This is a genomic window from Falsiroseomonas sp. HC035 (genome assembly GCF_050563525.1).
GTDB lineage: Bacteria > Pseudomonadota > Alphaproteobacteria > Acetobacterales > Acetobacteraceae > Falsiroseomonas.
This window is the reverse complement of sequence record NZ_JBNXUN010000092.1, coordinates 1-228: the sequence shown is the minus strand read 5'-3', so window position 1 is coordinate 228 and position 228 is coordinate 1. Positions and strand designations below refer to the sequence as shown.

At 72.4% G+C, this 228-nt stretch carries 1 protein-coding gene; it reads right to left on the bottom strand.

Going from position 1 to position 228, the window contains the following annotated elements:
* A partial coding sequence (locus ACLF3G_RS29600) for a sigma factor (protein ID WP_430672951.1) occupies positions 1 to 179 on the bottom strand: 179 nt, incomplete at its 3' end.
* Positions 180 to 228 lie beyond the last annotated feature (49 nt).

The window sequence follows — 228 nt, the reverse complement described above, 5'->3', positions numbered from 1 at the left end:
GCCGCATGGCGGACGATGCCGCCGAGCCAAGCCTCGGCTGTGCCGCGAGCGGGGTCGAATTGGCCGGCCCTGTTGGCGATGCGCAGGAAGGCGTCGTGCAGGGCGTCGGCGGCGGCCTCCCGGTCACGCAGGATGGCGTTGGCGACGCCGAACAGGCGCACCGATTGGCGTTCATACACCGCCCGCAACGCGGTCCTGTCGCCACCGGCAACGGCGGCAAGAAGGGGG